Origin of the sequence: Streptomyces sp. NPDC002328, assembly GCF_042890065.1 — a bacterium.
Lineage (GTDB): Bacteria > Actinomycetota > Actinomycetes > Streptomycetales > Streptomycetaceae > Streptomyces.
Genome location: NZ_JBIARQ010000004.1, coordinates 300,014 through 315,683, shown reverse-complemented (window position 1 = coordinate 315,683; position 15,670 = coordinate 300,014). Strand labels below are relative to the sequence as shown.

Below are 15,670 nucleotides of genomic sequence, written 5' to 3'. Positions count from 1 at the left end.
GGTGCGAGGAGGTGCCGTACCCAGGCGTCCCGCTCGTGCGGGATCGGCGGCAGCTCCCAGACGCAGCACATCCACGGCTTGCCCGGCACGACGAATCGGGCCGGGTCGCCGTCCGGGCAGCCCGGCAACCTCCCCCGGGGCGGCGGCGACTGACAGGGCGGAACCCGTCCGTCCTCCCTGGAGGTACGCCCCGTGCAGCACCCGCGCCCCGAGCAACCCCTGACGCACCCCCCGAAGACCCCGCCGGCGCACCGCAGACGCCGTCGCTTCGCCGCCCTGGCCGGTGCGAGCGCCGTGACCGTGCTCGTCGGCGCCGGGATCAGCGCGCTGTCCACCGACACCGCCGAGGCGGCCACGGCCCGCCAGGTCGAGAAGCTCGACCGGGGCGTCGTCAGCGTGTACACCGGCAGCGGCAACCTGGTCAGCTGGCGCTGGCTCGGCACCGACCCGGGCGACGTCTCCTTCAACGTCTACCGGGCCGGGACGAAGGTCAACTCCAGCCCCGTCACCGGCTCGACGAACTTCTTCCACTCCGGCGCGCCGGCCACGGCCGACTACACGGTCCGCGCGATCGTCGGCGGCGTCGAGCAGGCGGACTCCGTCCACGCGGTCCAACTCCGCACCGGCTACAAGGACGTTCCGATCAGTCCGCCCGCCGGCGGCACGACCCCCGACGGCGTCGCCTACACCTACGAGGCCAACGACGCCTCCGTCGGCGACCTCGACGGCGACGGCGCCCTGGAGTTCGTCCTGAAGTGGTATCCCACCAACGCCAAGGACAACTCCCAGTCCGGCTACACCGGCAACACGATCATCGACGCCGTCAAGCTCGACGGGACCCGGCTGTGGCGCGTCGACCTGGGCCGCAACATCCGCTCGGGCGCGCACTACACGCAGTTCCAGGTCTACGACTACGACGGCGACGGCAGGGCCGAGGTCGCCATGAAGACGGCCGACGGCACGGTGGACGGCGGCGGCACGGTCATCGGCAGCGCCTCCGCCGACCACCGCAACTCCAGCGGCTACGTCCTGGCCGGCCCCGAGTTCCTGACCATGTTCGACGGCCGGACCGGCAGGGCGATGGGCACGGTCGACTACGTCCCGGCCCGCGGCACGGTCTCGTCCTGGGGCGACTCCTACGGCAACCGCGTCGACCGCTTCCTCGCCGGCACCGCCTACCTGGACGGTGCCCGCCCCTCGCTGATCATGGCCCGCGGCTACTACACCCGCACGGTGATCGCCGCCTGGGACTGGCGGAACGGAGCGTTCACCCGCCGCTGGACCTTCGACACCAACTCCTCCACCAACTCCGGCAAGGGCTACGACGGTCAGGGCAACCACAGCCTGTCGGTCGCCGACGTCGACGCCGACGGCAAGGACGAGATCGTGTACGGCGCGATGACCGTCGACGACAACGGCGGCGGACTGTGGACGACCAGGCTCGGCCACGGCGACGCGGGCCACGTCGGCGACCTCGACCCGAGCCGGGCGGGTCTGGAGTACTTCAAGGTGTCCGAGAGCACGAGCCGGCCCGGCTCCTGGATGGCCGACGCTCGCACCGGCGCGCTCCTCTGGCAGACGGCGTCCGGCGCGGACAACGGCCGCGGCGTCGCCGCCGACGTCTACGCCGGCAGCCCGGGCGCGGAGGCCTGGTCCGCCTCCGACACCACCCTGCGCTCCGCGACCGGCGCGTCCCTCGGCCGCGAGCCCTCCAGCATCAACTTCGTCAACTGGTGGGACGGCGACCCCGTCCGCGAACTCCTCGACGGCACCCGCATCGACAAGTACGGCACCTCCGGCGACACGCGCCTGCTGACGGCCTCCGGGGTCCACTCCAACAACGGCACCAAGTCCACCCCGTCCCTCTCCGGGGACATCCTCGGCGACTGGCGCGAGGAGGTCGTCTGGCCGACGTCGAACAACACGGCCCTGCGCGTCTACTCCACGCCCGTCGAGACCACCACGAAGATCACCACGCTTCTCCACGACACCCAGTACCGCACCGCCCTGGCCTGGCAGAACACCGCCTACAACCAGCCCCCGCACCCGAGCTTCTTCATCGGCAACGGCATGCCGACGGCCCCGCGCCCGACGGTCTACACGCCGTAACCACGTACGAGCCGTAGTCACGTACGAGCCGTAGTCGTCGCACACAAGAGGGGCGCGTGCCGCTTGCCGGCGCGCGCCCCTCTTCGCGGTCAGCTCACCGCGCAGTTCTGGTCGCCCGCTCTGAACGCCGTCGGTTCCGTGTTCGCGCCCGTCCAGCCGCCCGTGAAGCCGAAGCTCACCGACGAGCCCGCCGCCACGTTGCCGTTCCAGCCGATGTTCCTCGCCGTCACCGCCGAACCGGTCTGTGTGTGCTGGGCGTTCCACAGCTGGGAGATCGTCTGGCCGTTCGGGAACGTCCAGTCGAGGGTCCAGCCGGTCCACGCGCTCGTCCCGGTGTTGGTCAGCCGCACGTCCGCCTGGAAGCCGCCCGACCAATGGTTGGTGATCGTGTACGTCACCGCGCAGGCCCCCGTCGGGGTCGGCGGCGGGTCCGTGCCGCCGCCACCGCCACCGGTGTCCGAGCTGTCGCCGTAGATCACGCCACGGCCGTTGGTGGCGATGTAGACCCGGCCGTACACCCGCGGGTCACCGGTGATCGCCGCGCCGGTCCAACCCCACTGGTGGGCGTCGTCGTTGATCCTCGTCCAGGTCGCCCCCTTGTCCGTGGAACGGAAGACGCCGCGCACGCCGGCGATCTTCGCGCTGGTGTAGAGCGTCTGGTAGGACGCGCCCGAGGCCGCCTTGCCGAAGCCGATCGTGTCGGCCTCCTGGACGTTCGACAGCTTGGCGAAGGTCGCGCCGCCGTCCGTCGAGTGCCACAGGCCGTACGCGCCGTCGCTCGCCCCGCCCGCCAGCCACACGTCGCCCTTCACGCCAGGCAGCGCCTTGAAGCGCACGCTGTCGCCGCTCGGCAGGCCCGTCGCCGCGGACGCGGTGAAGCTCGCGCCGCCGTCCGAACTGACGTAGAAACGACCCGACTTGAAGCCGTAGAAGACCTTCGGGTCCACCCGGTCGGACTCCACGACCGCGCCCGCCGGGATGCCGGTCGACGCCGTCCAGGACGAGCCGAAGCCGGTCGTGTGGTGCACGCCCGTGCCCGCAGGGCTCCACACGAAGCGGCTCCCGTCGGCGGACGCGGCCACCGTCCCGCCGCCGCTCACACCCGAAGGGTCGCTCCCCGCGAACCAGTTGGCCCCGTTGTCCGTCGAGAACGCCACATGCGGGCCCGAGTCGAGGTTGCCGACGCGGACCACCGTGTTCGGGGTGGACTCGGCGAAGTCCAGGCTGGTCGTCGTGGTGAAGTTGGGCGAGGTGAACATCATCGACGGGACCTTCGTCAGATCCGTGTGCCGGAAGCCGCCGACGTCACCGAGCGCGCTCAGCAGCGGGGCCCCGGACGGGGGAGAGGCGAGATCGTTGACCGCCGTCTCCTCAAGGCCCTGCACCATCGGCCTGATGGTGAACTGCCCGCCGGTGTCCCAGTTCCCGAGGTTCTCCGTGCCGTAGACCGTCGCGCCCGTCCCGTACATCATCCGGTTCGAGTCGAACGGGTCGATCTCCAGCGCCTCCGTCATCCACCCCAGTTTCGGGGTCTGCTCGGGCGGCGACGGGTTCGCCCCCCAGGTCAGCCAGGGCGAGGAGGAGACGTCCATGGTGTAGCGGTTGGCCCGGTCGGGATACGAGGTGTAGTCCCACGCCTTCGTCCAGGTCGCCCCGCTGTCGGTCGAGCGGAAGATCTGCGTGTCCGGCCACCAGGAGCTGTACGCGGTCGCCATCACCGTGCCCGGCCGCTGCCGGTCGACCGTCAGCCCGCTGAAGCCGTAGTACGTGTCGGCCTCCGCCACCGGGCTGACGTCCGTCCACACCCCGGTCGCCGTCGCGTACCGGAACAGCCGGCCCTTGCCACCGTCGTACGGGCCGCCCTTGTCGCTGTAGGCCACGTACAGATGGCCGTTGACGGTGTCCAGCACGCCCTTGTGCGCGAGGTGCCCCGTCGGCTGCCCGGCGATCCGCGACCAGGTCGCGCCCGCGTCCGTCGACCGGTACACCGCGTTGTCCTTGTCCGCGACCCCGACGTAGACGGTCCGCGTCGCGCTGCCCGCCGTGCCCGTCGACTCGTCGAAGGTGACCCAGACGATGCCCTGGTTGTCGGAGGCGTAGCCGCTCGCGTCGCTCGGATCCTGCACGTAGTTGCCGACGTTGGGGAAGTTCGCCACCTGCGACCAGGTGACGCCCGAGTCCGTCGACCGCCACAGGCCCTTGCCGCTGGGCGCGCCCAGGTACAGCACGCTGTTGCGGTTCGGGTCGACCGCGAGCCGCTCGCCCATGCCCCGGCCGGGCATGTTGCCGCCCAGCTTGAACGGCAGGTCGGTCTTCTGCCAGCTCGCGCCCCGGTCGGCGGAGCGCAGCACGGCCCCGTTGCCCGGGTCCCAGCTGTTGGTGTACGTGCCGACGGCCGCGTACACCCGGTTCGGGTCGACGGAGTCGGAGGCCAGGCTCACCACGCCCGTGTGCCCCCAGTTCGCCCAGCCGACCGAGTCCAGCAGCGGCGTCCACGTCTTGCTGGTCTGCTGCCAGCGGTAGGCCCCACCGATGTCGGTGCGCGCGTAGGCGAGGTTCCTCTCCTTGCGGTTGAACACGATGCCGGGGACGAAGCCGCCCCCGTCGATCCGGGCGTTCTTCCAGGTGTACGACTCCGCCGCCAGGGTCGCTTTCGGAGCGCCGCCGGCCGCCAGTGCGGGCGGGGTGCCCGCGAGCAGCCCGGCGGCCAGTGCCAGGACGGCCGTGAGGATGCGGGTTCTTCGCACGGTGGGGGGTCCTTCCTCGCGAAGCCGGATGTGGGGGGGGGTGTGTGCCGAGGTGCGACGACCGGGCGGCCCCGCACAACTGGGGACCGCCCGGTCAGATGGCCCCGCCGTCAGGTGACGGAGCCACGTACGCAGGGCTTTCAAGCGACTCCGCCGGAGGGCGGTGTTACCCGGGCCCCGGAGCCCCGGAGGGGCGACAGGGGCGCGGGACCGCATCGACATGCGGCTCGGCCGCGCGAGCGCGACCGGCCACGGACGGCCCGCAGACGGACACCGCCCAACCCGCGGAGCGCCCGGCGGGGACTATTCGAGAAGCTCCGCGTACGAGCCCATGGCCAGGGCGATGTCCGCCTGGGCCCAGAACCGGTGGTACGTGAACACGGGCGCCGCTCCGCCCGCCAGATAGCTCTCGATCTTCGACCAGTTGGGGTCGTTCTTGTAGAAGGACCGCATCGAGGTGAAGGTCGAGGCGGAGTTGATCGCGTCGCCGTTCGGCATGGTGCCGGTCCAGCCGCTCGGGACGTACACGCCGTCGTCGAAGCGGTTGTAGTCGGCGCGGGTCTCCGGGACCGCGACGCCGAGGGCGTCCCGGTGGTTGGCCCACATGCCGTCCAGCAGCGCCTTGGCGGTGGTCGCCGCCTGGGTGTCGCCGGAGCGGTCGGCGTAGTACGTCAGGGTCTTGGCGTACGCGGCCGCCACGCCGACGTCGTTGGTGTAGTCGACGACGCTGACGTGAAGTCCCGTGTTGGCGCCGGGACTCGACGCGTTCCACGTGTCGGGCTGGCCCGACCACTGGAGCGTCGAGGGGAACCGGAAGGTGCCGTCGGGGTTGACCGTGGTGTGCGCCAGCGCCCAGTCGACCCACTTGTCGAGGACGACCTTGGCGTCCGCGTCGCCGGTCTGCTGGTAGTACTCGGCCACCCGCTCCATCGACCACGCCTGGAAGCCGAACCACTGGTTGGACGGCGGGTCGTGGTAGACGGGCTGCTGGTCGTAGTACATGCCGTAGAACGTCGACTTGCCGGCCGGCGGGGTCGCGTAGCGGCCCGCCCAGCTGTTGGTCGCGCCGCCCGCGATCGCGCCCTCGCTCGACTGGAGCCAGCGGTAGAACTCCAGCTGCCGGTCGAGTGACTTGGCCCAGTCCGCCACGCCCGTCGCCGACTTGGGCTTCAGGTCGGCGTACGTGCTGAGGGCGTGCGCGGCCAGCGGGTTCTGGTAGCCGCCGTGGGCGTGGCTGGAGCCGATGCGCCAGGCCCAGCCCGCGCTGGTGTCGGTCGCGCCGCCCCAGGCGTAGTACCAGGACAGCAGGTAGTGGGAGGCGTCCTTGCCGGTGCCCGCCGGGCAGGCGGAGGCGCCGACGCAGTTGCCGACCTTCTTGAAGTACTTGTCGTACATCGCGTAGCGCAGGTAGTCGCCCATCTTGGCGGCCTTGGCGAGGGTGCCCGAGATCTGGCCGCCCTTGCCCTGCTGCTCGGCCCAGATGTCCGCCCAGTACGCGGCCTGCACGGCCCGCGCGTCGGCGTCCGGGGCGTTGGTGAACTTCCACTGCTTGGCGTAGGAGGCGTCGCCCGTGAACAGGTCCAGATAGCCGTTCCTGCCGCCGTACTTGAAGGCGTCGCAGGTCGGCTGCGGCACCGTCTCCCAGACCGACTCCTGCGCGCCGCGCTGGAAGGTGTTGATGTACGACGGACCGGTGTCGGCGGGGCCCGCCTCGCACTTGCCGGGCGAGTTGCCGTAGCCGTAGACGTTGTCGACGTCCTGGAGCCAGTGCATGCCGTAGACGTCGTCCGTGCCGTACGCGGTCTTCAGCTCGGCCGCGATCGGGTCAGGTCCCACGGACACCGCGGCGTCGAGACGCGCCGGGTACTCGTTGGGGGTGTCCAGCTCGGGCGCGTACGTCGCCGGCTTCGACGCGTTGTAGAAGGAGCCCGTCGGCTGGTCGGCGTGGGTGGGGATCATGTACTTCTCCATGATGTCCCAGGCGCCGTTGAACCGGGTCCAGTCGCCCGTGACCTTGCCGTACATCGCCTGAAGCCAGAGAAGGTAGCTGTAGGCCTCCGACGTGGTCTCGTGCCCGTGGTCCGGGGCCTCGACGATCAGCGTCTCCACCGAGTGGTACGGGATGCCCTCGGGGGAGAAGTAGCCGTTCGCCGGGTTGGTGATCTTGCCGTAGAGCTCCAGGAAGCGGGCGTCGTACACCTTGGAGCCGGCGATCTGGGTGGCCGTGACCGACGCCTTCGCGTGCCCGGTCGCCGTCGACTCGAAGGTCGCCGAGCCGGTCCCGGTGGCGTTGCCCGCGATGGTCACCCGTTGCGCGGTGTTCCAGTTCGCCGGGGTGAAGGTGAGGCTCGCGCCGCCCGAGACCGTGAGACCGGCGTTGCCGCTCGTCCGGGCGGTCGTGACGGTCACGTTGGCCGACGGCTGCGTCGACAGCTTGAGGTCGTACGTGCCCGTCGCCCCCTGATGCACGGCCAGCTGGTTCGTGGAGGCCACCACGGCAGGCCCGGAGGCGACCGTGATGCCGACCGGCGAGGAGGTGCCGGACGCGCCCAGGCTGTCGTAGGCCTTGGCCACCAGGGAGTGACTGCCCACGGCCAGCCCGGAGGCGGACAGCGTGTACGGCGCGCTGGTGTCGGTGCCGAGCAGCGTGGTGTCGTCGTAGAACTCGATCTTGGAGATCGTCGCGTTGTCGGCGGCCGCGGCGGTGGCCGCGAGCGGCACCGCGGTCCCCTGTGTGTAGACCGCGCCCGGAGCGGGGCTGGTCAGCACGGTGACGGGGGGCAGATGGGCGCCGGTGCACGGCGTGCCGTTGACCGAGAAGGAGGTGGGGGCGGCGTTGGCCCCGCTGTAGGTGAACTGCGCGCCCGCGCTGACCGCGGCGCCGGCCGCGACCGTCCCGTTGTACGGGGCGTTGTTCACGGTGATCTGCTGACCGGACTGCGACCAGCTGCCGTTCCAGCCGTTCGTCAGGCGCTGGTTGCCCGCGTAGGAGTACGTCAGGGCCCAGCCGTTGATCGGGTCCGTGCCCCGGTTGGTGAGGGTGAGCTCCGCGGTGAAGCCGGAGCCCCAGTCATTGGTCTTGTAGTCGACGCTGCACTGAACTGCCGCCGCCTGGGCGGGTGTTGTGAGCGTGCTCAACATGGCCAGGGGGAGCGCGAGGGCCGCCGTGAAGGCGGTCCACAGGCGCCGCGTCCCACGGCGTCTGCGTGCGGGATCCATGGTGCTGGTTCCTCCTTGCGGCTCGAGCGGTGGGGGGAGGAGCAACAAGCCTTGAACCAGTGGGAGCGCTCCCATAGTGCGAAGGCCTTGGAGTGCGGTCAAGGTGTTTGAAGAGTCGAAAAGATTCGACCTGGAAAGTTGAGGGAAAGTCAGCAACTGCACTGTTCTTTGCCGACGCTTGGCGCTAACTTCGTTGACACCAGTGGGAGCGATTCCATCAGTCGGCGCGTCCGTCACGACGTGCCCGAGCTGCAAGGAGTCGCTCATGCGACACCCCCCGCGTTCAGTACTTTTAGCCGTCGCCGGCACGGTCGCCCTCGTCGCGGGCGCCCTGCTGCCGGTCATGACGGCACAGGGAGCCACGCCCGCGTGCACGGTGGAGTACTCCGTCACCAGCCAGTGGGACGCCGGCTTCCAGGGGGCCGTGAAAGTCACCAACAACGCGGCGGCAGTGAACGGTTGGAGCCTGAGCTTCGACTTCGCGAACGGACAGAAGGTCACCCAGGGCTGGAACGCCGAATGGTCCCAGTCCGGCACCGCCGTCACCGCGGTCAACGAGAGCTACAACGGCGCGCTCGGCACCGGCGCGAGCGTCAGCGCCGGGTTCCTCGCCTCCCGGTCGGGGACCAATGCCGTACCGAGCGCCTTCAAGCTGAACGGCACCACCTGCAACGTCGACGGCACCCCCACGCCCACACCGTCCCCTACCCCCACCCCCACCCCTACCCCCACCCCGACCTCGACGCCGACCGGGCCGCCGGACACCGGTGACGGGCCGCCCGTGCTGCGCGTCCAGGGCAACAGGTTCGTCGACGCCGGCGGCGCCACCCGACGACTGCTCGGCGTCAACCGCAGCGGCGGCGAGTTCATGTGCGTCCAGGGCCGCGGCATCTTCGACGGCCCGGTCGACGACGCCGCGATCCGGGCGATCGCCGGCTGGAACGCCAACACCGTCCGCATCCCCCTCAACGAGGAGTGCTGGCTGGGCCTTTCCCACATCCAGAGCGCCTACGCGGGCGCGAACTACGTCAACGCCGTCAAGGACCTGGTGACCCGCGTCAAGGCCAACGGCATGACCCCGATGCTCGAACTGCACTGGTCCTGGGGCCGGTACACGGGCAACTCGGCCGGCTGCTCCGACGTGCACGCCAGTTGCCAGAAGCCGATGCCGAACACGCGCTACACACCGGCGTTCTGGACCTCCGTCGCCGACACCTTCAAGAACGACCGAGCGGTCGTGTTCGACCTGTTCAACGAGCCCTACCCGGACCGCGCCACCTCCACGGCCGCCCAGGCGTGGCAGTGCTGGCGGGACGGCGGGACCTGCCCCGGCATCGGCTACGAGGTCGCCGGCATGCAGGACCTCGTCGACGCCGTGCGGTCCACCGGCGCCACCAACGTGATCCTCGCGGGCGGGCTCGCCTGGTCCAACGACCTCTCCCAGTGGCTCACCCACCGGCCCACCGACCCGACGGGCAACCTGGCCGCCGCCTGGCATGTGTACAACTTCAACTCCTGTGCCAACGAGGGCTGCTGGAACTCCACCCTCGCCCCGGTCGCCGCCCAGGCGCCGCTCGTCGCCGGGGAGATCGGCGAGAACACCTGCTCGCACGGGTTCGTCGACCAGGTCATGCGCTGGTTCGACGAGCGCCGGCTGTCCTACCTCGGCTGGACCTGGAACACCTGGGACTGCTCCTCCGGTCCGTCCCTGATCTCGAACTACGACGGGACGCCCACCGCGTTCGGAATCGGGCTGCGCGACCACCTGCGCGCCCAGAACGGATGACCCGCACCACCTCTCACCCTCGGACGAGAAGGAAACCCGCACTCATGAGCCGTAGCAGAACAGCGATACTCGCCGCGCTGGCGCTGGTCGCCGGCGCCTCCGGGACGGCGCTCGCGGTCGTCCCCGGCGACTCCGGCATCGCCGCCGTGCCCTGCACCGTCGACTACAAGGTGCAGAACGACTGGGGAAGCGGCTTCACCGCCAACGTCACCGTCACCAACAACTCGGCCGCAAAGTCGAGTTGGTCGGTGAAGTGGGCGTACGCCGGCAACCAGAGGGTCACCAACGGCTGGAACGCGCGGATCAGCCAGGCCGGCACGGCCGTCACCGCCAACAACGAGACCTACAACGGCACGCTCGCGACCGGCGGTTCGGTCAGCTTCGGCTTCCAGGGCACCTACAGCGGCAGCAACGCCGTCCCCGCCACGTTCACCCTGGACGGCGTCACCTGCAACGTCGACGCCGGCGGCCCCACCGATCCCGGCCCGACCGACCCCGGCACCCCCGGCACCAAGGTCGACAACCCCTACTCCGGCGCCAGGGTGTACGTGAACCCGGAGTGGTCCGCGAACGCCGCCGCCGAGCCGGGCGGCAGCCGCATCGCCAACCAGCCGACCGGTGTCTGGCTCGACCGGATCGCTGCGATCAACGGCGCCGGCGGCAAGATGGGGCTGCGCGCCCACCTGGACGAGGCCCTGCGCCAGAAGGGCTCCGGCCAGCTCGTCGTCCAGCTGGTCATCTACAACCTGCCCGGACGCGACTGCTCGGCCCTCGCCTCCAACGGCGAGCTCGGCCCCACGGAGATCGACAAGTACAAGACGCAGTACATCGACCCGATCGCCGCGATCCTCGCCGACGCCAAGTACTCCTCGCTGCGGATCGTCACCACGGTCGAGATCGACTCGCTGCCCAACCTCGTCACCAACACCGGCAGCCGCCCGACGGCCACCCCGCAGTGCGACGTGATGAAGGCCAACGGCAACTACGTCAAGGGCGTCGGCTACGCGCTGAACAAGCTCGGCGACGTGGCGAACGTCTACAACTACGTCGACGCCGGCCACCACGGCTGGATCGGCTGGGACGACAACTTCGGCCCGTCCGCGACCACCTTCAAGGAGGCGGCCACCGCCGAGGGCGCCACGGTGAACGACGTCCACGGCTTCATCACCAACACGGCCAACTACAGCGCCCTGAAGGAGAACAACTTCACCATCAACGACAACGTGGCCGGCAAGTCGGTCCGCGAGTCCAAGTGGGTCGACTGGAACCGCTACACCGACGAGCTGTCCTTCGCCCAGGCCTTCCGCAACCAGCTGGTCTCGGTCGGCTTCAACTCCACCATCGGCATGCTGATCGACACCTCCCGCAACGGCTGGGGCGGCGCCGCCCGGCCCGCCGGTCCGGGCGCCACGACCAGCGTCGACACCTACGTCGAGGGCGGCCGTTACGACCGCCGCATCCACATCGGCAACTGGTGCAACCAGTCCGGAGCCGGCCTCGGCGAGCGCCCGCAGGCCGCGCCGGCCGCCGGGATCGACGCCTATGTCTGGATGAAGCCGCCGGGCGAGTCCGACGGGTCCAGCTCGGCCATCCCGAACGACGAGGGCAAGGGCTTCGACCGCATGTGCGACCCGACGTACACGGGCAACCCGCGCAACGGCAACAACCTGTCGGGCGCCCTGCCCAACTCCCCGTTGTCCGGGCACTGGTTCTCGGCGCAGTTCCAGCAGCTGATGCAGAACGCGTACCCGCCGCTGCCGTGACGTGGCAGTGACCGTCCGGCCGCTTCCCTTCCCGGGGAGCGGCCGGACGTACGCTCCGGGTGCGCGCGTTCTTGCGTTTCCCGTACGGACTTTTTGCCGTCCCGGCAACAGGGCTGGCCTCCGGGCGGTGCGTCGGCGCACGCTGTCGGCACATCGGACGAGAGGCTGACCACCATGGCGCACCAGCATGCCCACCACGGGCACGACACCGAGATCGACTGGGCGGACATGGCCTCGCACCTGGAGGCACAGGCCGAACTGTTCAGCCCCCTGTACGAGCGGGCCCTGGCGTGGCTGGGCAAGGAGGTGACCGAGCCGGGACTGATCGTCGACCTGGGCAGCGGTCCCGGAGTGGTCTCCTGCCTGTTCGCCGAGACCTTCCCCGGCGCACGGGTCCTGGCCGTCGACGGCTCGGCGCCGCTCCTGGAACGGGCCCGGGCGCGCGCCGACCGTCTCGGACACGGCGACCGGTTCGGCGTCCTCGCCGGTGAACTCCCCGGCGTGCTCGATGAGTTGGAGTACCCGGCCGATCTGCTGTGGGCGGGCCGCAGCCTGCATCACCTGGGCGACCAGCGCGCCGCCCTCACCGCGTTCGCGGAGCGGCTGGCGCCCGGTGGCACGCTGGCGATCATGGAGGGCGGGCTGCCGTCCCGGTTCCTGCCGCGCGACCTCGGCTTCGGCCGCCCCGGCCTGGAGGCGCGGCTCGATGCCGCGCAGGAGGAGTGGTTCGCCCGGATGCGGGCCGATCTGCCCGGCACCGTCGACGAGACGGAGGACTGGCCGGCGCTGCTGAGCGCGGCGGGCCTGAAGCACACCCGCACCCGCAGCTTCCTGCTCGACCTGCCCGCCCCCGCCTCCGACCGGGCCCGCGCCTACGTCGCCGCGCACTTCGCCCGCTGGAACGACGTCTCCGACGACACCCTCGCCCCCGACGACCGCGCCGCCCTGGACCGCCTCCTCGACCCGCGGGACCCGCTGAGCGTCCACCGCCGGGCGGACGTCTTCGTCCTGGCGGCCCACACGGTGCACACGGCGGTCAAGCCGGCCTAATCGGTCCAGCCGGACCCCCGGACACGCGGACGGGGCCGACCGCGCAGCGCGGTCGGCCCCGTCCGGGCCGGTTCTGATCCGGGTCTCAGACCACGTCGAAGGTGGCCGGGTCCGGGCCGATGCGGCGGTCCTCGTTGAGGGCGCTGATCGCGGCCAGGTCCTCGGTGTCGAGGCTGAAGTCGAACACCTCGATGTTCTCCTTGATCCGCGACGGCGTCACGGACTTCGGGATCACGACGTTGCCCAGCTGGAGGTGCCAGCGCAGCACGACCTGGGCCGGGGTGCGCTCGTGCTTCTGGGCGATCGCGACGATCGCCGGGACCTCCAGCAGGCCCTTGCCCTGGCCGAGCGGCGACCAGGCCTCCGTGGCGATGCCCTGCTCCGAGTGGAACTCGCGCGAGGCGTGCTGCTGGAGGTGCGGGTGCAGTTCGATCTGGTTGACCGCGGGGATGACCGACGTCTGGTCGATCAGCCGCTCCAGATGCTCCGGCAGGAAGTTGGAGACGCCGATCGCCCGCGCGCGGCCGTCCGCGAGCAGCTTCTCGAACGCCTTGTAGGTGTCGACGTAGCTGTCCCGGGCCGGCAGCGGCCAGTGGATCAGGTACAGGTCGACGTGGTCCAGGCCCAGCTTCTCCAGGGAGGCGTCGAACGCGCGGAGCGTCGAGTCGTACCCCTGGTCGCTGTTCCAGAGCTTGGTGGTGACGAAGATGTCCTCGCGGGGCAGGCCGGAGTCGGCGATCGCCTTGCCGGTGCCCTCTTCGTTGCCGTAGATCGCCGCTGTGTCGATGCTGCGGTACCCGGCCTCGAGAGCGGTGGTGACCGCCTGGGCCGCCTCGTCGTCCGGCACCTGCCAGACGCCGAAGCCCAGCTGGGGCATCTCGACGCCGTTGTTGAGGATGATCGGGGGGACCTTGCTGCTCACGAGCTCTTGATCCTTCGGTTGTCCGTCAAAACGTACTCCCATCGTCAACGATCACGAGGCGTGATGCATTCCTGACCCCCGAATTCGGGCCCGGGGACCTCAGGTGCGGTACAACGCGTCGACCTCGTCGGCGTAGGCGTTCTCGATGGCCTTGCGCTTCAGTTTCAGGGAGGGGGTCAGCAGGCCGTGCTCCTCGGTGAACGGCTGGGCGAGGATACGGAACGTCCGGATCGACTCCGCCTGCGACACCAGGGTGTTGGCGGCGACGACGGCCCGGCGCACCTCCGTCTCCAGGTCCGCGTCGCGCACCAGCTCGGCCGGAGCGAGCTGCGGCTTGCCCCGCATCTGAAGCCAGTGTTCTACGGCCTCCTGATCGAGGGTGACCAGGGCGGCGACGAACGGCCGGTCGTTGCCGACGACGATGCACTGGTTCACCAGCGGATGGTCCCGAACGCGTTCCTCCAGCAGCCCCGGGGAAACGCTCTTGCCGCCCGAAGTGACGAGGATCTCCTTCTTGCGGCCGGTGATGGTGAGGAAGCCGTCCTCGTCGAGGGAGCCCAGGTCGCCGGTGGCCAGCCAGCCGTCGTGCAGGGTCTCGTCGGTGGCCTTGGGGTTGTTCAGGTAGCCCTGGAAGACGTTGTCGCCGCGCAGCCAGATCTCGCCGTCGTCCGCGATGTGCACGGTCATGCCGGGGATGGCCTGGCCGACGGTGCCGTAACGGGTGCGTCCGGGCGGGTTGGCGGTCGCGGCCGCCGTCGACTCGGTCAGGCCGTAGCCCTCGTAGATCTGCACGCCCGCGCCGGCGAAGAACAACCCCAGCCGGCGGTCCATCGCCGAACCGCCGGACATCGCGTGCCGGACCCGGCCGCCCATCGCGGCGCGCATCTTGGAGTAGACGAGCTTGTCGAACAGCTGGTGCTGCACGCGCAGCCCCGCCGACGGGCCGGGCCCGGTGCCCCACGCCTTCGCCTCCATGGCCTCCGCGTACTGCACGGCCACGGAGACGGCCTTCTCGAACGGCCCGGCCTTCCCCTCCCGCTCCGCCTTGCGGCGGGCCGCGTTGAAGACCTTCTCGAAGATGTACGGCACGGCCAGGAAGAAGGTCGGCCTGAAGGCGGCGAGGTCGGGCAGCAGGGCGGCGGCGTGCAGCTGCGGCTGGTGGCCGAAGCGGACCCGGCCGCGCACGGCCGCGATCTCCACCATCCGTCCGAAGACGTGCGCGAGCGGCAGGAACAGCAGGGTCGCCGCCTCGTCGCCCTTCTTGGAGTGGAACACCGGCTCCCAGCGTTCGATGACCGTGTCCGCCTCGAACATGAAGTTGCCGTGCGAGACGACGCAGCCCTTGGGGCGGCCCGTCGTGCCCGAGGTGTAGATGATCGTGGCGACCGAGTCGGGCGTGACCGCCTCCCGGTGCCGGTGCACCACGTCGTCGTCGATCCCGGCGCCCGCCTCGTACAGCTCCGGTACGCAGCCGGAGTCCAGCTGCCAGAGTCTGCGCAGGTGAGGGAGGCGGTCGATGACGGTGGCGATCGTCATCGCGTGGTCCTCGTGCTCCACCACGGCGGCGGTGACCTCGGCGTCGTACAGCATCCAGAAGCACTGTTCGGCCGAGGAGGTCGGGTACACCGGCACCACCTGGGCGCCGATGGTCCACAGGGCGAAGTCGAAGAGGGTCCACTCGTAGCGGGTACGGGACATGATCGCGACGCGGTCGCCGAAGCGGACGCCCTGGGAGAGCAGGCCCTTGGCGAGGGCGAGGACCTCGTCGCGGAACTCGGCGGAGGTGACGTCCCGCCACTCGCCCTGCTCGTCCTTGCGGCCCAGCGCGATCCGGTGGGGGTCCTCCTGGGCGTGCCGGAAGACGACGTCGGCCAGTCCGCCCACCGGCGGCGCCTGCGCCAAGGGAGGGTTGGAGAACTCGCGCAAATCCCGTACCCCGCTTCTCATGGCCCCACAGCGCCGTGAAAGCTACCCCACGCCCGGGTGGGGCGGGAGGGGGCGGAAAGGCGAGCATTGCTCTTGTCCGCGCTGGTCAGCGCCGGAAAATGGGCTCACATGGGGAAGGGTCGGACAC

8 protein-coding genes are annotated in these 15,670 nt (G+C 70.4%); 4 read left to right on the top strand and 4 right to left on the bottom strand.

Annotated elements, in window-relative coordinates; all coding sequences use genetic code 11:
* Positions 1–192: 192 nt before the first annotated feature.
* A complete protein-coding gene (locus ACFYX4_RS13830; RefSeq protein WP_389331031.1) occupies positions 193–2,109 on the top strand; it encodes a rhamnogalacturonan lyase in 1,917 nt (638 codons plus the stop codon).
* A gap of 89 nt (positions 2,110–2,198) precedes the next feature.
* On the opposite strand, the gene ACFYX4_RS13825 is transcribed toward ACFYX4_RS13830, so the two are convergent.
* Both ACFYX4_RS13825 and ACFYX4_RS13820 read right to left on the bottom strand, forming a co-directional pair.
* Positions 2,199–4,856 (bottom strand): cellulose binding domain-containing protein, encoded by a 2,658-nt coding sequence (locus tag ACFYX4_RS13825; RefSeq protein WP_389331028.1) that lies wholly within the window; start codon positions 4,854–4,856, stop codon positions 2,199–2,201.
* 303 nt (positions 4,857–5,159) lie between these two features.
* Positions 5,160–8,075: a glycoside hydrolase family 48 protein gene (locus ACFYX4_RS13820; RefSeq protein ID WP_389331025.1), complete on the bottom strand. Its 2,916-nt coding sequence runs from the start codon at positions 8,073–8,075 to the stop codon at positions 5,160–5,162.
* Positions 8,076–8,340: 265 nt separating this feature from the next.
* Between ACFYX4_RS13820 and ACFYX4_RS13815 the strand changes: the two genes are divergently transcribed.
* The 3 genes from ACFYX4_RS13815 (at position 8,341) to ACFYX4_RS13805 (ending at position 12,674) form a co-directional block, all read left to right on the top strand.
* Positions 8,341–9,861 (top strand): cellulase family glycosylhydrolase, encoded by a 1,521-nt coding sequence (locus ACFYX4_RS13815; protein ID WP_389331022.1) that lies wholly within the window; start codon positions 8,341–8,343, stop codon positions 9,859–9,861.
* A gap of 44 nt (positions 9,862–9,905) precedes the next feature.
* A complete protein-coding gene (locus ACFYX4_RS13810) occupies positions 9,906–11,624 on the top strand; it encodes a glycoside hydrolase family 6 protein (protein WP_389331019.1) in 1,719 nt (572 codons plus the stop codon).
* Positions 11,625–11,798: 174 nt separating this feature from the next.
* On the top strand, positions 11,799–12,674 hold the full coding sequence (locus tag ACFYX4_RS13805) for a class I SAM-dependent methyltransferase (protein ID WP_389331016.1): 876 nt from the start codon (positions 11,799–11,801) through the stop codon (positions 12,672–12,674).
* Between the two features lie 85 nt (positions 12,675–12,759).
* Here ACFYX4_RS13805 and ACFYX4_RS13800 read toward each other — a convergent pair whose 3' ends face one another.
* Together ACFYX4_RS13800 and ACFYX4_RS13795 are read right to left on the bottom strand one after the other, a co-directional pair.
* Positions 12,760–13,596, bottom strand: coding sequence for an aldo/keto reductase (locus ACFYX4_RS13800; protein ID WP_389331013.1), 837 nt, complete (start codon positions 13,594–13,596; stop codon positions 12,760–12,762).
* 99 nt (positions 13,597–13,695) lie between these two features.
* Entirely contained in the window at positions 13,696–15,522 is a 1,827-nt protein-coding gene (locus tag ACFYX4_RS13795; RefSeq protein ID WP_389331010.1) for an AMP-dependent synthetase/ligase, read from the bottom strand.
* Positions 15,523–15,670 lie beyond the last annotated feature (148 nt).